Raw genomic sequence first — 20,032 nt, forward strand, 5'->3', positions numbered from 1 at the left:
ACTGGAAGCACATCGAATGCGTAATTATAAAATAGATATTCTTCGAGGAATGTCTATCCTTTTGGTTCTTTTACATCATTTTAATATTCCCTATAAACTTAAAGATACATGGTTAGGCTTTGATTTCTTAGGTGAAGCATTTAGCACAGTCATCGCAAGAAACGGAAATTATGGCGTCACCATGTTTTTTGTGATTTCGGGTTTTTTAATTACCCATCACACTTTAAAAAGAGACAAACAATTCTCTGCAATTAACCTCAAACATTTTTATATCCGACGGGCAGCGCGTATTTTACCGTGTCTGTTATTACTCATTTTAGGTGTAAGCATACTCGGTTCGTTTGACTTAAAACCCTTTATGAACCAAGCTCCGAATGGCATTGAGGTTTCCTATCCCCTAACAATTTTTGCAGCTTTAACCTTCTGGATGAATATCCTGATTATTAAATTTGGTTGGGTAAACTACGCTTTAGGCGTGTTGTGGTCGCTCTCTGTAGAAGAAGTTTTTTACTTTGTTTTTCCATTATTGTGTTTGCTTACGCGTAGTAATAAGGTCTTTATTGCTGTATTGATTGGAGTGATTTTATACGGCCCTTATTTTAGATCTCTACATTTTGGAGAAGAAAGCGGTGCTTATTTATATCATTATTTTTCGAGTTTTGATGGTACAGCAATTGGCTGTTTAACAGCGATTTTCTCTCATAAATATCAGCCAAATTGGCACTATAAAAAATCTCTTTCTGCGTTGATTATTTTGAGCATGGCCGCTCTTTATTTATATGCGCCAATTAAAGAAGTGAGTACATGGGGTATCAGCTTATTTGCTTTTGCCACAGGCTTACTCATTTTGTGTTTTCAGCATCCTTCCGAAACGCAAGCACAGAGTCTATTTACAAAAATCATGGTCTGGTTAGGGCAAAGAAGTTATGAAACTTATTTGTTTCATCTGGTGGTGCTGGGCCTTATGAAGGTTGCTTTTGTTCCAGCCCAAACCGACTCTAGCATCAAAATTATGCTTTTAATTGGCTATTTGGTTCTAACCTTTATTATCAGCGCAGCGATTGAAAAATATTATTCGACACCGCTTAACAGCTATATTCGAAAGGTTTTCATTAAAGATAAATCATAAAAATAAGCCCCTTTAAAATAGGGGCTTATTTAATTAAGCAATCAACATGGTTTCATCTTCTTGTTTAAAGGGATTAGGCCAGTTCTGCCAAGCTTGTGGTCCTAAAGCCATTTCTTCATCACTTAACAAGCAACGGTCTAAGCGTTCTATTAAAGCTTGCTCATCCATTTGCATACCAATTAACACCAGCTCCTGACGTGCATCACCTGTTTGAGCATCCCAGACCTTTTTAATTTGTTCGATGCTGTCTAAGTCACTCGGCCAGTCTTCTTCTGCAACGGCGGCCCACCAATAACCTGCTAATCCGTGCCGCGCCATTGCTCCCGCTTGTGACCATGAATAAGCCAATGTCGGTTCAGCAGCCAACCAGAAAAAGCCTTTAGAACGCACGACACCCGGCCATTCAGCTTGTACCAGATCATAAAAACGCTTGGGATGGAAAGGTCGGCGTGCGCGGTAAACAAAGCTACTAATGCCATACTCTTCAGTCTCTGGCATATGCTCACCACGTAATTCTTTTAACCATCCCGGCGCTTGTGCAGCTTCATCAAAATTGAATAGCTGTGTATTTAAAATTTTATCTAAAGCGATCTTTCCAAATTGAGCAATTTCAATTCGAGCACGCGGGTTTAGAGTTTTTAAAATTGCGATGAGTTGGTCTTGCTGAGACTGCTCAATCAGGTCAATTTTATTCAGCACAATTACATCACAAAACTCGATTTGATCGATGAGAAGATCGACCACAGTTCTTTCATCTTGCTCGCCCAAGGACTCACCACGTTGTTGCAGTGAGTCGATTGAACCGTAATCTTTAAGAAAGTTAAAAGCATCGACTACCGTGACCATGGTGTCGAGTCGAGCAAACTCATTGAGTGAGTTTCCATCTTCATCTTCAAAAGTAAAAGTTTCTGCAACAGGCAGTGGTTCAGAAATACCTGTCGACTCAATCACCAATTGATCAAAGCGTCCTTCATCAGCTAAACGCTTAACTTCAACCAATAAATCTTCTCGTAACGTACAACAGATACAGCCATTACTCATTTCAACCAGCTTTTCATCTGTTCTTGAAAGCTCCGCCCCACCTTCGCGTACTAATGCCGCATCAATATTCACTTCAGACATATCATTGACAATCACGGCAATACGGCGGCCTTCGCGATTATTTAAAATATGGTTAAGTAATGTGGTCTTTCCTGCACCCAAAAAGCCAGATAAAACAGTGACGGGAAGCTTGGCAAATGAGTTGGCGATTGCAGTGCGCATGGCTTGATCTCTTTGAATAATATTTAACCTGATCATGGCTGGCCATTTAAATATGACCAGATCACAGACGTAATCTATTTCTAAACCACAATAATGTTATGTTATAACATAACTATTGATCAAGTTTTTATTCCGGTTTTATTTAAGCCAATTCACTTAGTCTTTGAAAAAATTGCTTTTATAGTTACTGACAAATTGAGGTTCTATAGTGATGGTCAGGCCCCCATGAACGGAATCCTTGGCTATCAATATGGATTTGTCCCGAAGCATAAACACCCAGACCCATGTTAAGTGCTTGACCCTTGGTTTCCCAGAACTGACAAAGTTTAGTTTTGGTTTGTTGAATATTAAACTGGTCTAAATCGGTAGGTTGTTCTGGTCCAATTCGAAAATCAAGCGCTGCATTAAAGACATGTCGAGAAGCATCTGCGCCACCCGCACAGCGATTTAAAGATAAAGCTCGATAGGCCGAGGTCACTTCAAAATCGTTAATTACACCATCGTCAACTAATGCTTTTAAAATGCTAAGCGTCGGAACGATATTGGACCAAATCTCTCTTGGTGGCACCGCATAGGGTTCAACTCCACATTTTTGCCAATCGCGAGCCGAGCGTAATAACTCATAGTCTGGAACTAAATTGGCAAGCCCTTTTTGCTTAAGAAATTGCTTATAGGCTTGTACAGACTGTCCGTGATCTGCGCTTGCGATCCAAGCCACATAATCTTCAGGTTGCTGCTTTATTCTGACCACTGTTTTAGAAAGCTGAGGCAAAGAGTGAAAATGCTTAGAATCTGTTGGCTTGGGTGTTTGAGTACTACATGCTGTAAGAGATAATAAAATTAAACCTAAATAACGTTTCATAAATATGCTCTATCTTCACCAAAAATGGGAAAACTGCTCATCATTAAATTGAGCAAATGTTATATTATAACAATAATAAAGTCCTTTAATTTCTGTTGTTAAATTTTAAAAATAAAAAAGGACGTATGAGATACGTCCTTTTGATAACAACAACTTAAGCTGTTATTAAATATCGGCTTCTACAGCAGTTAAAGACTGCTCAGCTTTTAGTTTTCGGCGTTTAAATTGATAAGCCACCATCAAACACAAGATCCAACCAGGAATCATCATGACCGCAACACGCATATCTGGTGTTAAAGACATCACAATTAAGATGCCCAACATAAACACGATGCATAAATAGTTGCTAAATGGATACATGAAGCTTGGGAACTTCGTTGTTTGCCCTTGGCGTTGCATATATTTACGGAATTTTAAATGCGTCCATGAAATTACAACCCAGTTAATCACAATGGCTGCTACAACCAACATCATGAGTAAACCAAATGCTTTTTCAGGGAAAATATAATTTAACAGTACACATAAAATAGTCACCGCCGCAGAAAGGATCACTGCATTAGTTGGAATACCGCGTTTATTAATGTGTGCAAATACTTTTGGCGCATTTCCTTGTTGTGCAAGGCCTAATAGCATACGGCTACTGCAATAACTTGTACCGTTATAAACTGAAACAGCAGCAGTCAAAATCACAAAGTTTAATAATGTTGCAATTCCTTGGCTATCTAAAGAAGCAAATACCATCACAAACGGGCTACCGCCTTCAGCCATTTGGTTCCATGGGAATAGCGAGAATAAAACAAAAAGTGTCGCAATATAGAAAATCAAAATACGGTAAATAATTTGATTTACAGCTTTAGGTAAAGTTTTATCAGGGTCACGTGCTTCAGCCGCAGTAATACCGAAAAGCTCAATACCACCGAAAGCAAAAATAATGACCGCCATTGCCATGACTAAGCCTTCAACACCAAATGGGAAGAAACCACCCAGTGCCCAAAGGTTCGAAATGCTTGCCTGTGGACCTGCCGTTCCTGTTGCAAGCAAATATGAACCAAAACCAATCATTGCAAGAATCGCCAAGATTTTGACAATAGAAAACCAAAATTCCATTTCGCCAAAAAACTTAACATGCAGCAAATTAATGCCATTAATTAAGACAAAGAAGGTTAAAGCAGATGCCCACGTTGGGATTTGCGGCCACCAATATTGAATGTAAAGACCAATTGCGCTTAGTTCTGCCATACAGACGAGCACATTGAGTACCCAATAGTTCCATCCTGACATGAACCCTGCAAATGGTCCCCAATATTTGTAGGCAAAATGACTAAAAGAACCACTAACGGGCTCTTCAACCACCATTTCACCAAGCTGACGCATCATTAAAAAAGCAATAAATCCTGCAATGGCATAACCGAGGATGACCGATGGACCTGCTAATTTAATCGATTGTGATATACCAAGAAAAAGCCCTGTGCCAATCGCCCCACCCAATGCAATAAGCTGGATGTGCCGATTACTCAAACCATGTTTCAGGTTTCCTTGCTCTTGTGCTGACATATGATTATTCTCATCCGTGTCACGTAATTTTTTTCCAATAAATTACGTATATCATAAATTGGTCAAACTTTCATAGATATTCATGAAAAAATAATTGCGTGACTTTTCTCATGACCGCGAATGAAAACAGAAAATACAAGAAATGACAATTATTATGAAATGTGTAATTAAATTATGTATTGCGTAATTTGATGAATTCAGTATTATAGAGACATGAAGCAATTGGTTGTGCTCGGTCTATATCAAACTCATAAGACAAAAGATGATCTAAGCAAAGGTTAAAACTTATTGAGTAGCTCAGTCCTAGACCGAACTTTTATTTGTAGAAGACCCGAGATAAAGACAAGGACGCGAAAATGGAACAAAAACTAAACTCTTTTATTGAAGTTTCACCTCAATCAGATTTCACTATTCATAATTTGCCTTATGGTATTTTTAGCAAAACAGCTGATGGCGAGCGTCAGGTTGGTGTAGCTATTGGTGATTGGGTGATTGATCTCGCTGCTCTTGAAAAGCACGGTCTTTTAAAACTCTCAGAACAAGACACATACTTTAACCAGCCTACACTGAATAAATTTATCGAGTCTGGCAAAGCCAACTGGTCAAAAGTCCGTAAGACACTACAGTCTCTTCTTTCAGTTGAAAATTTAACACTTCAAGAAAATGAAGCATTACGCCAAGAAGTTTTAGTTAAGCAAGACAGCGTTACTTTGCATTTACCTCTTCAGGTGCCTGGTTATACCGATTTCTATTCTTCTAAAGAACATGCGACCAATGTGGGTTGTATGTTCCGCGATCCAAAAAATGCCTTACTTCCAAACTGGAGTGAATTACCAGTTGGTTATAACGGTCGTGCTAGCTCTGTTGTAATTAGTGGCACTCAAATCGTTCGTCCATCTGGGCAAATTAAACTTCCAAATGAAGAGCGCCCAGTTTTTTCTGCAACGCGTAAACTCGATTTTGAACTTGAAACAGCATTTGTTATTGGTAAACCAACGGGGCTTGGCCAGCCGATCTCGATTGAAAATGCGTGGGACCATATTTTTGGAATGGTATTACTCAATGACTGGTCAGCACGTGATATTCAGCAATGGGAATATGTTCCACTTGGGCCATTTAATGCGAAAACTTTTGCAAGTTCGATTTCACCTTGGGTAGTCACGCTTGAAGCACTTGAGCCATTTAAAGTTGAAGGCCCAAAACAAGACCCTAAACCTTTAGCGTATTTACAAGAAAATATCGCAAATAGTTACGACATTAATTTGAGTGTTGAAATTCAAAGCCCGAAATCGGCACAAAGCGACGTAATCTGCAAAACCAATTTTAAATATATGTATTGGTCTATGTCTCAGCAGCTCACTCACCACACCATTGGCGGCTGTAACGTTCAAGTTGGTGATTTAATGGGTTCAGGTACGATTTCAGGTTCTACACCAGATTCATATGGCAGCTTACTTGAGCTTACATGGAATACTACTAAACCTCTGACACTTGCTAATGGCGAAACTCGTGGTTTCTTGCAAGACGGCGATACGCTCATCATGAAAGGCCACTGTGAGAAAAATGGTATTCGCATTGGCTTTGGTGAAGTTCGAAATACGGTGCTTCCTGCATTAACGTTCGATTTTGCAGAGACTTCGGAGCCTGACTATGAAGCTGTATAGTTACTTTCGTAGCTCTGCAGCCTACAGAGTACGAATTGGTCTAAACATTAAAGGTTTAGCTTATGAGACTGTTCCAGTTCATCTGGTAAAAAACGAACAGCAAAGCGAAGACTATTTAAAGTTAAACCGCAGTGCTCTCGTTCCGACATTAATTGACGGCGATTTAACCTTGTCTCAATCGTTAAGTATTTTGGAATATCTGGATGAGCAATATCCAGAAACCAATCTACTTCCAAATGATGTGCAAGAGAGAGCCAAAATCCGTGCCTTTGCCCAAGCAATCGCCTGCGATCTTCACCCGTTAAACAACTTACGCGTACTGAAATATTTAAAAAATGATTTAAATGTTTCGGACGAGCAAAAAAATTATTGGTATCAACACTGGATTATTGAAGGCTTTCAAAATCTCGAACAGTTACTTCAAGATTCAAACGGACAATTTTGCTTTGGAAACGAAGCAACAATTGCCGATTGCTGCCTGATTCCGCAGGTTTACAACGCGAAACGCTTCAAGATTGATTTATCTGCGTTTCCAAAAATTGAATCGATTTATCACCATTGTTTGTCTATCCCAGCCTTCTATAACGCGGCGCCAGAACAACAACCAGATTGGGAATAGTAAAAGGAGTTTTAATATGACATTTGCCATTAAAAAAATACATCACGTTGCATATCGTTGTAAGGATGCGAAAGAAACTGTTGAGTGGTATAAAAAAATGCTCAACATGGACTTTATTTTAGCTTTTGCTGAGGACCATGTGCCTTCAACTAAAGCCTTTGACCCATATATGCATTTATTCTTAGATGCAGGACAAGGCAACGTTTTGGCTTTCTTTGAATTGCCAACTCAACCAGACATGGGCCGCGACGAAAATACTCCTCAATGGGTACAACACATTGCTTTTGAAGTTGAAGACTTAAATGCCCTAATGGCTGCGAAGCAACATTTAGAAGAAAATGGCGTGAAAGTTTTGGGCGTAACCAACCATGGCATTTTCCACTCAATTTATTTCTTCGACCCAAATGGCCACCGTTTAGAGCTAACTTATAACGATGTGCATGCTGAAGAAAAAATTGCAAAAATTACAGAAGAAATGAAAGCTGAAATGCTAGAGGAATGGAGCAAAACCAAACGCGCTCCGCACCACACTCATTTCTTACATGAAGCAGAGTTAGGAACCTAATTTAAAAGAGCAAACTAAAAAGTCGGCATTGATTAGAATTGTTTGAATGAACGGTTCTATATCAATGCCGATTTATATTATTTAAAACTGCTAAATTTCTAGAAAAACGCGCTATAAATAAGAGTGTCGGGATTTTAGAAAAATTGTTGATTATTAAACATGCCAATTTCGCTAATAGAAAAAGGTGATTTCTATTTCTCACTAGGCTCAGGCATGATGTAAATCGCGGCAATTTCAATTTATTTTTTTGAACATCGCTGTTTAACAGCTGAAGTAACTTTATTAAGGGTATTTAAATGATTGAAGAAAAAGTATCTGGGGGGGTTCAATCACTTGAAGTCGGTTTATCTGTACTAAACGCCCTTTTAGAGCACAATCAACCTATTATTCTCAAAGACCTATCGAGCAAGCTAGAAATGCATCCTGCCAAAGTGCATCGCTATCTGGTCAGCCTTATTCGCATGGAATATGCAAAACAACTTGATGATGGGCAATATGCTTTAGGTGATCAGGCATGGCGCTTAGGCCTAAACTGTGTTCAGCATAGCGACACACTACAGCTGGTACAGCATTTAATTTATGACCTACAAAACAAAATTGGTTGTGGCATACAAATTAGTAAATGGTCGCCTAAAGGCCCTGTAGTTGTTCAATCGATTGAATCAAACCACCCTATTTCGATTGTCACTAAAGTCGGCTCAATTATGCCTTTAGTCAATTCTGCTGCGGGACGTTTATTTGCTTCTTATCTTCCAGAGCATTTTGTTCGCCCCTTAATGGAAACAGAATGGCAAAAGCATCAAGAGCTTGGTCTAAACATCGCACCACAAAACTGGGAAGCGTTTACAGAGCTTAAAGAAACCATTCGCCAACAAGAAATGTCAGCAGCGAAAGGTGACTTACTGACAGGAATTAATGCGGTGGGTTTACCTGTGTTTAACTCAAACCAGAGCATTGAGTTTTGTATTGTTGCACTGGATAGCGAAATGTTTTTACCAGTCGACCCTCACAGTAAAACGATTGAAATCTTGAAAAATGAAGTGAAGCTCATCAATCAATATATTAAAAGCCGCTAATCAACACCAATAAAAAAAACCAAGAGATCAAACTCTTGGTTTTTTTAGATCAGGAATAAAGCTCAGCTTATTTATTTAGTTTCTAAAACACCACGGCGAATCTGGTCACGTTCAATCGACTCGAACAACGCCTTGAAGTTACCTTCGCCAAAGCCATCATCATCTTTACGTTGAATAAATTCGAAGAAGACTGGGCCAATCATGTTTTCAGAGAAGATCTGCAATAACAGCTTTTTCTGGCCATCTTTAGTGTTGCCATCTAGCAAAATACCACGCTGTTTTAACTCTTCAGTTGGCTCACCATGCTCAGGTAAACGTTCTGGTAGCATTTCATAATACGTATTTGGCGGCGGTGTCATAAATTTCAGACCGAGGCTTTTTAACTTATCCCAAGTCGAAATTAAGTCATCACAAATAAACGCGATATGTTGAATACCTTCGCCATTAAAGTCAGATAGGAACTCTGCAATTTGGCCGTTTCCTTTATCCGAATCTTCGTTTAATGGAATACGGATCTTGCCGTCTGGCGCTGTTAATGCTTTAGACGTTAAGCCTGTATATTCGCCTTTAATATCAAAGTAGCGAATTTCTTGGAAGTTAAAGATTTTTTCATAGAAGTTTGCCCAATACTCCATACGGCCTTTGTAGACATTATGAGTTAAATGGTCAATTTCGTTTAGGCCTGCACCCACTGGGTGTCTTTGAGCATCATCAAAGAACGTAAAGTCGTTTTCATAAATATCGCGGTCAACTAAAAAGATTGGCATGCCACCAATACCTTTAATTGCCGGAATGTTGAGCTCCATTGGCCCAACTTTTGAATACATTGGTTCAGCACCTAGCTCGACAGCCTTTTGAAAAGCTTTTGCTGCATCACGTGTTTTAAAACCCATTGCACAAGCTGATGGGCCATGTTCATTAAAGAAGAATGAAGCATAAGATTCTGGCTGATAATTCAGGATAATATTGATATTTCCTTGACGCCATAAGTACGCTTCTTTCGATTTATGCTTGGCTACTTTTGAAAAGCCGATTGTTTCAAAAACTGGATCTAATTCATTTTCTTTTGAAACAAACTCAATAAATGCAAAACCGCATAATTCTAATGGGTTCTCTAAAATATCCATCTAGTTTCCCTCTGGTGATTACCTGTTCCGTTTATCTCTATTGCTGATGAACTCAGCTCCTTTCTCTATAGAATACGTAATCATTGGGTGAGTATTTGAACCGTCAAAATGCCTTAACCCAACGCATCCTATGAGAAAAAAACGAGTCGCTAAAACGAAGATATGATGGGCGTAAAGCCTTTGATGATTAATTTCCGTTCCATGTGGTGTTTATTTTCCATACACACTGTCCTTTGTTATCTAAAAGTACGATTGAGATTTTTCAATAAACCTTTAAAAATCGTCTTTTCCTAAAAATCATTTATAGATTTATGGAGACCAACATCCTTGTTGGATCTCCAATGGCCATTTACCTTGAATTAGATGCTACTAAAAACAATTAAATTATGCAATACATAACTTAATTATGAATTACATAATTTAAGTAATCTTGAATTAAGCTATTTTAAAATTGATGGTCAGTTTTCAAATTTTGTTTATGATTTCTACAATAAGCCCCACCATCCATTTGATTTAGGAAAACTTATGATCTTAGTCAGCGCCTGTTTAATTGGTGAACCTGTTCGATATGATGGTAAATCTTGTCCAAATACCCGACTTAAGCAACTATTACTCAATAAAAAAGCCCAATCATTATGCCCAGAGTTATTAGGGGGTTTTACGACTCCTCGCTTACCCGCAGAAATTGTGGGCGGAACAGGTCAAGATGTACTTGATGGCAAAGCAAAAATTACCGATTCATCGGGTTTAGATGTGACTGATCTATATTTAAAAGGTGCTTATCGCACACTAGAAGTCGCACAACAAATAAAAGCAAGCTGTGTGGTTTTAAAAGAAAATAGCCCGTCTTGTGGTAGTCAAAAAATTTATAACGGAACTTTTCAAGGGAAAAAAATTGTGGGAACTGGAATTACCACAGCACTGTTGCGGCGCCATGGTTTTGAAGTGATTTCTGAAAATGAAATTGAAGATTGGTTAGTGAAGCACCCTCTTTAAAAGTTACTCAATTTTGTTTTTAGCAAGATCATTTACATCTTTACGACTTGCCCAGTAAGTCGCAAGCGCAGGGCCAGAAATATTGTGCCAAAGGCTGAAAATTGCGCTGGGTACGGCCGTAATTGGAGATGCAGCAAAATGTACTGCTGCCAGCGCAACACCTAAGCCTGAGTTTTGCATCCCTACTTCTACCGCAATTGCCTTACTGTCCGCATACGGTAGTTTAAAGAAACGTGCCGCGGTAAAACCTAATAAATATCCAAGGCCATTATGCAATATCACCACAGCTAAAATGAGCAAACCCGACTGTAAAATTGCCGCTTTACTGCCGCCAATAATGGCTGCCACAATCGCGACAATTGCAATGACTGACACTAAGGGCATCACTTGAATATAGGACTCGACTTGACGCTTGAGCAACGTTCTTAAAATTAACCCAACTACAATAGGAAGCAATACCACCTGCAAGATTGAAATAAACATAGAAGCTGCATCAATCTTTAACCATTGGCTAGCAAGCAGATAGAAAATAGCAGGTGTTAATACAGGTGCTAAAAGCGTAGATACCGATGTACAAGCCACCGATAAAGCCACATTGCCTTTGGCCATGTAGGTAATCACATTTGAAGCAGTTCCGCCCGGACAACATCCCACTAAAATGACGCCGACGGCGATTTCAGGGGGTAAATTAAATAATTTACATAAGATAAATGCCAAGCCCGGCATCACTGCAAACTGCGCTACGACCCCAATTAATACTGCTTTAGGGCTTTGTAATACCCCTTTAAAGTCGTCTACAGTCATAGTCATTCCCATGCCGAGCATAATAATCCCCAAAATCCATGGAATGTATGCTTTGAGCCAAACAAAAAATTCAGGCTGCCATAGCGCTAGCGCTGCAAAAACAATCACCCATAGGGCAAAAGTTTTTTGAATAAATTGAGTAAAGCGCAAAAATGCAGCCATATTTTCTATCCCTAAAAATAAAATATGAAAGTTAAAATACTAGAGCAATATACTTAGTGCTTACTCAACAGATCAGTCGATTGAATACGGACAACACCTTGTTGCTGCATGGTTTGCCACGCATTTTCTAATGAACCATTCAGATCAATACCTTTGCAAGCATCTTCAACCACTAAAGTTTTAAAACCTTGTTTTACTGCATCTAAAGCAGTCCATGCGACACAAAAATCTGTGGCAATTCCAACCACATAAACCGTATCAATGCCACGCTCTTTTAAATACCCCGTTAAACCCGTCATTGTGGTGTGGTCTGCTTCCATAAAAGCTGAATAGCTATCAATATGCGCATGAAAGCCCTTTCGAATAATCAGTTGAGCGGTCGGAATATTTAAATTCGGATGAAATTCGGCATCTTGAGTACCCTGCACACAATGCTTAGGCCAAAGCACTTGTGGCCCATAGTCGAGTTCAATGGTTTCAAATGGCTGCTTACCCAAATGGTTTTGTGCAAAAGATATATGATTATCGGGATGCCAATCTTGGGTCAGCACAACATTTTCAAAACAACCTGCCAATCGGTTAATGGTTGGAATAATTGTATCGGCATCGGCAACTGCTAAGTTTCCACCCGGTGTAAAACCATTTTGTACATCAACTACGATTAAAACCGCATTTTGTGGTTGTTTATTCATATTCATGTCATCTTCAATCCCAACCGGGAAAATTGCATTCTATCTTGCCATAAAAAAAGTACATATTAAGTAAGGTCCAGTCGAATCAGGCTCTATTGTTATATTTACTGGCCTCTCTCAGCTGACAATAATGAAAACATCCTATCTTTTCCTCAAGTTTACCTCGCGATTATCCGTTAGGCGTATTGTTCTTATGCGTCTGATCAGTCATAATTTGCATAATTGTCATTCAACAATCTGTTATTGTTAGAACTGGACAATCAAAATACTGCAACCATCCCACATTTTGTTTTTCTTACCTCAGATTCGGATGGATAAATAGGATATTTTTAAAAATGACTCAGCAAGCACAGACCATTCAAGGCTCAATCGTCGCAATCGTCACACCAATGTTGAAAGACGGCGGTGTAGATTGGAAGGGTCTTGAGAAGCTGGTTGAGTGGCACATAGAACAAGGTACAAACAGTATTGTAGCCGTCGGTACAACTGGCGAAGCCTCAACATTGAGCATGGAAGAGCACACACAGGTTATTAAAGAAATTATTCGTGTAGCCAATAAACGTATTCCAATTATTGCCGGTACTGGTGCAAACTCAACCCGTGAAGCAATCGAATTAACTAAAGCTGCGAAAGATCTTGGCGCGGATGCAGCTTTACTTGTGACGCCGTACTATAACAAGCCAACTCAAGAAGGCCTATTCCAACACTATAAAGCGATTGCTGAAGCCGTACAACTACCTCTTATTCTTTATAACGTACCAGGTCGTACTGGTGTAGATCTTGCAAACGACACAGCTGTACGTTTAGCAGAAATCCCTAATATTGTTGGTATTAAAGATGCGACAGGTGATGTACCTCGCGGTAAAGCTTTAATCGAAGCTTTAAATGGTAAGATGGCTGTCTACTCAGGTGACGATGAAACTGCTTGGGAACTCATGCTTCTTGGCGCTGACGGTAATATTTCGGTTACTGCAAATGTTGCACCTAAAGCAATGAGTGAAGTATGCGCTGTTGCAATTGCTAAAGATGAACAACAAGCGAAGACGATTAACAATAAGATTGCAAATTTACACAATATTCTATTTTGCGAATCAAACCCAATTCCTGTGAAATGGGCACTACATGAGATGGGACTGATTGATACTGGTATTCGTTTACCACTCACTCCTCTCGCTGAGCAATATCGCGAACCTCTCCGCAATGCCCTAAAAGATGCGGGAATTATTTAATAAGAGCAATTTATGATGCAATTACGTCTTGGTTTAGTCCTTGCAGTTTCAGCCTTGAGTTTAGCTGGTTGTGGTCGCTTCGCAATTAATAATCACTCTTTAGATTATAAAAATGCCAAGCAACTTGCCCCGCTTGAGTATCCTGCCGATGCAACTGTACGACCAGTGACACCTTTGTATCCTGCACCAACTGTTGACCAGCTCGCTATTGAGCACGCGCCGAAGTTTGAAAACCAGCGTGGTAACCGTTTTGCATTGCCACGCCCTGAACAAACTCAAGGTAACAATGCAACAGCAGATGCATCTGCTCAAACGACAACTGCGCTTGGTCGTCCTCAGCTTGTGACCGATGGTAATAAAAACCCATTATTAAAAGTTGATGGGAATACGACCGAGATCTGGCAATACACCAAAGCGACATTAAGTACTTTAAATTACAACATCATCGCTCAAGGCAGTAATCAGGCGACGATTAAAGTAAATGACAATACTTATGTGCTTAAACTTACTGGTGTAGGTTCAAGTCATACTCTTGCTCTATTTAATGTAGACAACACTTTTGCAAGCCCAGATGTGGCTGCTGAAGTGTTAAACCAGATTTACCAAAATTGGCCAGCCTAGTCGTTTACTAGGCATTTTTTTTAAAAGGTTCCCTCATGTTAAAACAAACCTTGCTCTATACTGGTAAAGCAAAATCTGTATATGAAACAGACAATGCCGACCATCTGATTTTAGTCTTTCGTGATGATGCCTCTGCGTTCAACGGCGAAAAAATCGAACAACTAGATCGTAAAGGCAAGGTGAACAACCTTTTTAACGCCTTCATCATGGAAAAACTTGCTGCTGCGGGTATTGAAACGCATTTTGAAAAATTGCTTTCTCCAACTGAAGTGCTTGTTAAAAAACTTCAAATGATTCCTGTTGAATGTGTAATTCGTAACTACGCAGCTGGTTCTCTATGCCGTCGCTTAGGTGTAGAAGAAGGTAAAGAGTTAACTCCTCCTACATTTGAATTGTTCTATAAAGATGACGGTCTAGGCGACCCAATGGTTAACGAATCTCAAGCGATTGCTTTAGGTTGGGCGACTGCTGAACAATTAGAACAAATGAAAGTGTTAACTTACCAAGTAAACGATGTATTAAAAGCATTATTTGCTGAAGGCAACATGATCTTGGTGGACTTCAAGCTTGAATTCGGTGTTTTCCATGACCGTATCGTGCTTGGTGATGAATTCTCTCCAGACGGCTGCCGTCTATGGGATAAAGACTCTAAGAAGAAACTCGACAAAGACCGTTTCCGTCAAGGTTTAGGCGGTGTTGTTGAAGCTTATGAAGAAGTTGCTGCTCGTTTAGGCGTAGATTTATCTGCTCTCTAATCGTTCAAACTTCATGAAAAACCGGGCTTTAGCCCGGTTTTTTTATATAAGGTATTTTAGAAAATAAATAATGTAGACAGATTTGTCTATTAAAGTAAATTAGCACTTGCACAAACTCAATTTAAAACACTAAAATCTAAAAAAACATTAAGCACTTCACAATAATTAAATTTCAAAACTAGGGTAAAGCTATGGAAATATCTAAGCTTGAAAAGAGATTAATGAATCATCCAATCCATTTTGGTGAAAATCCTTTGGTCTTATTAACTAACTTTAGCAATTCAGCCTTAAAACAAGGCTGGAGTCAGGCAGAAGTCGAATCTGTTATTTCTAAAGCCTCTCAAGGTGATTATATGGCACTGATCCGCACGTTAAGGGCTTATACATTTCTTTAATCTTATTGCTGATGATCTGCTGCCATTTAACATTCAATTTATAAAAAGACACATAAAGCTGTTAGGAATCGACTGGATTTATCCCAAGCACTGCCTTATCAATGAATAAAAATAAGAAATATAAATTATTTATTCAGTGAGGAGTAAACCTGATGGATCATGAAATAGAGGAAAAAAAGGTCGAGAAAACCTTAAGCTGGCGTGAAAAAATGGCAGTTGAAGAACATGAAAAACTGTCACCCCGTTTGGTCTATGAAATTATCCGCCGTGATGGTGCCGAAGAGCTGGATCGTCCAACGGCTGCACTGATTTTTTCAGGGATTGCTGCGGGTTTAGTCATCAGTTTTTCATTTGTATTTAAAGCGATTATTGCCTCTTACCTCCCAGCTGATGCGGTCTGGACCGATTTAATCACCAATATCGGTTATACCATTGGGTTTCTGATCGCTATTTTGGGTCACATGCAACTCTTTACCGAGAATACTATCACCACTGTTGTGCCTTTATTCAAACCCTTTACCTTCGATAAATTACGAGCAGTGGGCCGCTTATGGGGAATTGTGATTCTCTGCAATATTCTTGGGACAGCATTGGCGAGTTTATTTTTCTTAACTACTCACTTGTTTACTCCAGATATTGACAAGGCACTGGATGAACTCGCCCATCATGTTGGTTCCTTTTCTGCCACCCAGAATATGCTTAAAGGTATTATGTCAGGGCTGTTAATTGCTGCCTTAGTCTGGATGTTACCCTCAGTTAGTAATAAGTTCCTGCTCATCTTTTTCATGACTTACTTGATAGGACTGGGTGACTTTACCCATGTAGTGGTGGGCTCTACAGAAATGTCCTATCTCGTCTGGCAAGGAGAGGCTTCCATTAATGACTATCTGTTTACTTTCCTCGTCCCCACCACTATTGGCAATATTATTGGTGGTACAGGCGTGTTTACACTACTGATTTATGGTCAAGTGACTGAAGAACTAGAGCAGAAGCATAAATAAACTATTGTTCCTGCTGCCATCTGCGTTGCTGTAAGCGCTCACCTTCAACCTCACGCTTATTTCTCGCAGATTCATAGAGTTTGGTTCCCTTTAACTCAGGTGGCAAATAGTCTTGCAACACAAAGTGCTCAGGATAATCGTGAGGATAGAGATAATTAATCCCATAACCTTGTTGCTTCATCAGCTTGGTCGGTGCGTTTCTCAAATGCAAAGGCACAGGTAAATTTGCCGTTTTTCCAGCAAGTTCTAAGGCCTTATTAATCGCTAAATAAGTACTATTACTCTTTGCACTCGTTGCTAAATAAACCGCGGTTTGTCCCAAAATAATTCGAGCCTCAGGCATCCCCACCGCTTGTACAGAGCGGAAACACTCACCTGCAAGTAATAGCGCATTAGGGTTAGAGTTTCCAATGTCTTCTGAAGCTGCAATCAGCATACGTCTTGCAATAAAAACCGGATCTTCTCCGCCTTTGAGCATACGTGCCATCCAATACAGGGTTGCATCTGGATCACTACCACGAATTGATTTAATAAAAGCAGAAACAAGGTCGTAATGCTGCTCACCCGATTTGTCATAACGTGCAATATTTTGCTGAGCGACTTTCACCACCACCGCATTGGTAATCGTGTTTTCAATTTCTGGTTCAAATGTACTTGCAATTAAATCCAGTAAATTAAGCGCTTTACGAGCATCGCCTGCTGCGAATTGAATGAGAGCATCGTATTCTTCAACATGAATATAACGCTCTTTTAAGAATTTATCGGCTTGAAGTGCATTATTGAGGAGTGTCTGAATTGCCTCACTGTCTAAACTATTTAAGGTATAGACCTGACAGCGAGATAAAAGCGCACTATTCACCTCAAAAGATGGGTTTTCAGTCGTCGCGCCAATTAAGGTAATTTTGCCTTTTTCAACTGCACCCAATAATGCATCTTGCTGTGATTTATTAAAACGATGAATTTCGTCAATGAAAACTACAGGTGTCAGTAAATCACCACTTTCTGCAATCACTTCACGTAATTCTTTTACACCCGTATTCAGCGCAGATAAGCTTACAAATGGGCGATCTATCGCTTGAGCCAAAAGCAAAGCAATTGTTGTTTTACCAACGCCTGGTGGCCCCCAAAAAATAATAGAAGGCAAATGTCCCTGATCAATCATTTGACGCAGTGGCGCATGTTCACCTAATAAATGATCTTGCCCAATAATTTCAGACAAGTCTCTCGGGCGCAGGCGTTCAGGAAGTGGAATATGGGTGTCTGACATCTCAAATGGCTTTATCGTCTTTTCTCTATAGTCTATTGTGTCTCACAGAAATCTACAATTTGAATCTATGAGACACGCCCTTTATTTACAAGCTATTTCCTAGCTTTAAGTGGGTTTCTTACTTAGCTTCAGTAAACGCGCATTTGAGCCGTCTTCAATGACCCAAATCGAGCCATCTTGTGCTTCATGTAATCCACGAATACGTTTTTTCATATCTATTCTTTGCACTTCTTTCACGGGTTTATGCTCTAAATCCACCACAATAATTGCTTCTGAAGATAGCCCGCCAATTAATGCCTTATTTTTCCATGCAGGAAATTGTTGTCCACGATAAATGATTAGGCTCGACGGAGAGATTACGGGAGTCCAGTCAATTTCTGGTGCTTTAAATTCTGGGCGAGTGTGATGGTCTGGAATAGGTTGACCTGAATAATGGTCTCCATTTGAAACGATTGGATAACCATAATTTTCACCTTTTACGATGACGTTAAGCTCATCACCACCTTTAGGCCCCATTTCAACTACCCAGAGCTGTCCTTGGCGATCAAAAGCTATACCTAATGGATTACGATGTCCTAGTGACCATATTTCAGCAGTGACCCCACCTTGCTTATAAAAAGGGTTATCTACAACCGCAGAACCATCCTCATTTAAATGCAAGATTTTACCCAAGTTACTTTTCATGTTTTGAGCAGGGTCAAACTTTTGTCGTTCACCTGAACTGACCCATAGCTTACCGTCTGCACCAAAAAGCATACGATGTCCATAATGGCCTTGTCCTGAAACTTTGGGTACTTGCTGCCAAATCTGCTTTATATCGTTAAGTTTTGGCTGACTAGGATTAGATAAATCTAATTTAGCACGTGAAATAACTGCTCCAGATCCGCCTTGCCCTTTTGTAGCGTAGCTGAGATAAACCCAATGATTCTTAGCAAAGTCAGGATGCAAAATGACATCTCCTAAACCACCTTGCCCCCCATAGTTCACTGCTGGAACGCCTTGAACATCCAAGATTTGTTTATTTTTAGGGTTAAAAATTTTTAATTTACCTTGCCGTTCAGTGACTAATAAACGCTGATCAGGCAAGCTGGTCAAAGCCCAAGGTTCATTGAATTGAGCAAATATTTCAGTTTGATAAGGTTGTTTGGTTAAAGCAGTCTGCTCTGTTTTTACAGACGTATTTTGTTCAAGATTTTTTGAATTTGTATTATTAGACCCACAAGCTATCAACAAAAAAAAGCTACTACATAATAATGGGGTTGCTAATCGTCTCATCATTCTTGTCTCCTTTTGTTTTTATTGTTATATAACGGAGATGAGCAAAAAATTTACGATAAAATGTTACTTTATAATACGTTGTAATTAAAAATGCCCATCACGAGCATATTAACGCACCCATCGTACGACATAATCTTCAAGATCATCTTCATGGATATCGACTTCAGAAAGACAACGTCCAGCAACCGACTTTTTCGCCTTAACGACGCTTTGCCTAGAGCCTGTATTTAAATAATGCCAAGAAGGTAGATTTTTTCCTTCATTCAAACGTTTATAGGCACAGCTCGATGGTAACCAATGGATTGTTTTTAAAGACTCTGGGGTTAATTGCAAACAGTCAGGTACTTGCTGCTGACGATTTGGATAATCGGTACAACGTCCTGTATCACAATCGAGTAATTTACAGGCTACTTTGGTGTAAGCCACCTCATGGGTATCTTCATCTTCAAGCTTGACCAGACAGCACAAACCACACCCATCGCATAAAGCTTCCCACTCAATTTGAGTGAGTTGCTCTAATGGATAGTTTTTCCAGAAGAGTGGTCGAAGTGAGGTCTCGGTAGACATAATATTTTGGCAGCTGATGAGATGAAACAGTGACTAAGTATAACATTGAAGTCGTCTGTACGAAAAAAGAAGCTATATTCCTAGCATCACAAAATGATTGTTTAATATACATTTCAACCACATAAACGACACATTCGGTGCAAAAAACAAGCTATATAGTTAAACAACAATGAAAAAATAAGGAGAACAGCATATGTTCCGTTGGGCTATAATTTTTGCAGTGATTGCACTCATTGCCAGTCTATTAGGGTTTGGTGGTGTTGCAGGACTATCTAAAGACTTTGCCGTGATTTTATTAGTTGTGGCTGTAATTCTGGCTGTAATTGGGTTCATTTCCCGAGGCAGAACGTAACTTAATCATGATCACCTAAAAAGAAGGAACTGGTTTCCTTCTTTTTTATTGCAT

The 20,032-nt window shown here is 39.5% G+C and carries 21 protein-coding genes; 12 read left to right on the top strand and 9 right to left on the bottom strand.

The genetic code is table 11. The features are described 5' to 3' along the window. Window positions 1-16 precede the first annotated feature (16 nt). Window positions 17-1,129: an acyltransferase family protein gene (locus ACS604_RS09270; RefSeq protein WP_474771400.1), complete on the top strand. Its 1,113-nt coding sequence runs from the start codon at window positions 17-19 to the stop codon at window positions 1,127-1,129. A 33-nt stretch (window positions 1,130-1,162) separates the two neighbouring features. On the opposite strand, the gene zigA is transcribed toward ACS604_RS09270, so the two are convergent. From zigA to ACS604_RS09285, 3 genes are all read right to left on the bottom strand, one after another. Continuing rightward, on the bottom strand, window positions 1,163-2,428 hold the full coding sequence (gene zigA / locus ACS604_RS09275) for a zinc metallochaperone GTPase ZigA (RefSeq protein ID WP_474771402.1): 1,266 nt from the start codon (window positions 2,426-2,428) through the stop codon (window positions 1,163-1,165). Window positions 2,429-2,576: 148 nt separating this feature from the next. Continuing rightward, window positions 2,577-3,254, bottom strand: coding sequence for a D-Ala-D-Ala carboxypeptidase ZrlA (zrlA, locus tag ACS604_RS09280; protein WP_151963713.1), 678 nt, complete (start codon window positions 3,252-3,254; stop codon window positions 2,577-2,579). Between the two features lie 165 nt (window positions 3,255-3,419). Continuing rightward, the gene (locus ACS604_RS09285) at window positions 3,420-4,808 is read right to left on the bottom strand and encodes an amino acid permease (RefSeq protein ID WP_004790179.1); all 1,389 of its coding nucleotides are present in this window, start codon (window positions 4,806-4,808) and stop codon (window positions 3,420-3,422) included. A gap of 356 nt (window positions 4,809-5,164) precedes the next feature. Here ACS604_RS09285 and fahA point away from each other — a divergent pair, with 356 nt between their 5' ends. The 4 genes from fahA (at window position 5,165) to ACS604_RS09305 (ending at window position 8,732) form a co-directional block, all read left to right on the top strand. Next, window positions 5,165-6,472 (top strand): fumarylacetoacetase, encoded by a 1,308-nt coding sequence (fahA, locus tag ACS604_RS09290; RefSeq protein WP_474771405.1) that lies wholly within the window; start codon window positions 5,165-5,167, stop codon window positions 6,470-6,472. Further along, window positions 6,459-7,091 (top strand): maleylacetoacetate isomerase, encoded by a 633-nt coding sequence (gene maiA, locus ACS604_RS09295; RefSeq protein WP_474771407.1) that lies wholly within the window; start codon window positions 6,459-6,461, stop codon window positions 7,089-7,091. Before fahA ends, maiA begins: the two co-directional genes overlap by 14 nt. Window positions 7,092-7,107: 16 nt before the next feature. After that, window positions 7,108-7,656, top strand: coding sequence for a VOC family protein (locus ACS604_RS09300; RefSeq protein WP_004790185.1), 549 nt, complete (start codon window positions 7,108-7,110; stop codon window positions 7,654-7,656). 296 nt (window positions 7,657-7,952) lie between these two features. Continuing rightward, window positions 7,953-8,732, top strand: a complete 780-nt coding sequence (locus ACS604_RS09305; protein WP_005300427.1) for an IclR family transcriptional regulator — start codon at window positions 7,953-7,955, stop codon at window positions 8,730-8,732. Window positions 8,733-8,803: 71 nt separating this feature from the next. Here ACS604_RS09305 and hppD read toward each other — a convergent pair whose 3' ends face one another. After that, entirely contained in the window at window positions 8,804-9,859 is a 1,056-nt protein-coding gene (gene hppD / locus ACS604_RS09310; RefSeq protein WP_151963710.1) for a 4-hydroxyphenylpyruvate dioxygenase, read from the bottom strand. Window positions 9,860-10,384: 525 nt separating this feature from the next. Between hppD and ACS604_RS09315 the strand changes: the two genes are divergently transcribed. Beyond that, entirely contained in the window at window positions 10,385-10,855 is a 471-nt protein-coding gene (locus ACS604_RS09315; protein WP_474771409.1) for a 2-thiouracil desulfurase family protein, read from the top strand. Between the two features lie 3 nt (window positions 10,856-10,858). Here ACS604_RS09315 and ACS604_RS09320 read toward each other — a convergent pair whose 3' ends face one another. After that, complete coding sequence (locus tag ACS604_RS09320; protein ID WP_004790192.1) at window positions 10,859-11,821, bottom strand: bile acid:sodium symporter family protein; 963 nt, start codon at window positions 11,819-11,821, stop codon at window positions 10,859-10,861. Between the two features lie 53 nt (window positions 11,822-11,874). Continuing rightward, the gene (gene pncA / locus ACS604_RS09325) at window positions 11,875-12,519 is read right to left on the bottom strand and encodes a bifunctional nicotinamidase/pyrazinamidase (RefSeq protein WP_474771411.1); all 645 of its coding nucleotides are present in this window, start codon (window positions 12,517-12,519) and stop codon (window positions 11,875-11,877) included. 329 nt (window positions 12,520-12,848) lie between these two features. Between pncA and dapA the strand changes: the two genes are divergently transcribed. The 5 genes from dapA (at window position 12,849) to ACS604_RS09350 (ending at window position 16,514) form a co-directional block, all read left to right on the top strand. After that, window positions 12,849-13,742 carry a 4-hydroxy-tetrahydrodipicolinate synthase gene (dapA, locus tag ACS604_RS09330; RefSeq protein WP_474771413.1) on the top strand — a complete coding sequence of 298 codons (894 nt, stop codon included), beginning with the start codon at window positions 12,849-12,851 and terminating at the stop codon, window positions 13,740-13,742. Between the two features lie 15 nt (window positions 13,743-13,757). Beyond that, the gene (locus ACS604_RS09335; protein ID WP_080645798.1) at window positions 13,758-14,363 is read left to right on the top strand and encodes a lipoprotein-34 precursor (NlpB); all 606 of its coding nucleotides are present in this window, start codon (window positions 13,758-13,760) and stop codon (window positions 14,361-14,363) included. A gap of 35 nt (window positions 14,364-14,398) precedes the next feature. Then, complete coding sequence (gene purC, locus ACS604_RS09340; protein WP_004790203.1) at window positions 14,399-15,118, top strand: phosphoribosylaminoimidazolesuccinocarboxamide synthase; 720 nt, start codon at window positions 14,399-14,401, stop codon at window positions 15,116-15,118. Window positions 15,119-15,309: 191 nt separating this feature from the next. Then, complete coding sequence (locus ACS604_RS09345; protein WP_004790205.1) at window positions 15,310-15,513, top strand: hypothetical protein; 204 nt, start codon at window positions 15,310-15,312, stop codon at window positions 15,511-15,513. A 152-nt stretch (window positions 15,514-15,665) separates the two neighbouring features. After that, on the top strand, window positions 15,666-16,514 hold the full coding sequence (locus ACS604_RS09350) for a formate/nitrite transporter family protein (RefSeq protein ID WP_474771415.1): 849 nt from the start codon (window positions 15,666-15,668) through the stop codon (window positions 16,512-16,514). A gap of 1 nt (window position 16,515) precedes the next feature. On the opposite strand, the gene ACS604_RS09355 is transcribed toward ACS604_RS09350, so the two are convergent. From ACS604_RS09355 to ACS604_RS09365, 3 genes are all read right to left on the bottom strand, one after another. Beyond that, window positions 16,516-17,781 carry a replication-associated recombination protein A gene (locus tag ACS604_RS09355; protein ID WP_474771417.1) on the bottom strand — a complete coding sequence of 422 codons (1,266 nt, stop codon included), beginning with the start codon at window positions 17,779-17,781 and terminating at the stop codon, window positions 16,516-16,518. 105 nt (window positions 17,782-17,886) lie between these two features. After that, a complete protein-coding gene (locus tag ACS604_RS09360; RefSeq protein ID WP_474771419.1) occupies window positions 17,887-19,059 on the bottom strand; it encodes a PQQ-dependent sugar dehydrogenase in 1,173 nt (390 codons plus the stop codon). 108 nt (window positions 19,060-19,167) lie between these two features. Then, complete coding sequence (locus ACS604_RS09365; protein ID WP_151963705.1) at window positions 19,168-19,626, bottom strand: YcgN family cysteine cluster protein; 459 nt, start codon at window positions 19,624-19,626, stop codon at window positions 19,168-19,170. Window positions 19,627-19,819: 193 nt separating this feature from the next. Between ACS604_RS09365 and ACS604_RS09370 the strand changes: the two genes are divergently transcribed. After that, window positions 19,820-19,978: a DUF1328 domain-containing protein gene (locus ACS604_RS09370; RefSeq protein ID WP_002053759.1), complete on the top strand. Its 159-nt coding sequence runs from the start codon at window positions 19,820-19,822 to the stop codon at window positions 19,976-19,978. The last annotated feature ends 54 nt before the right edge of the window (window positions 19,979-20,032 follow it).

The sequence above is a fragment of the Acinetobacter sp. Li1LvA2 genome, assembly GCF_056156705.1.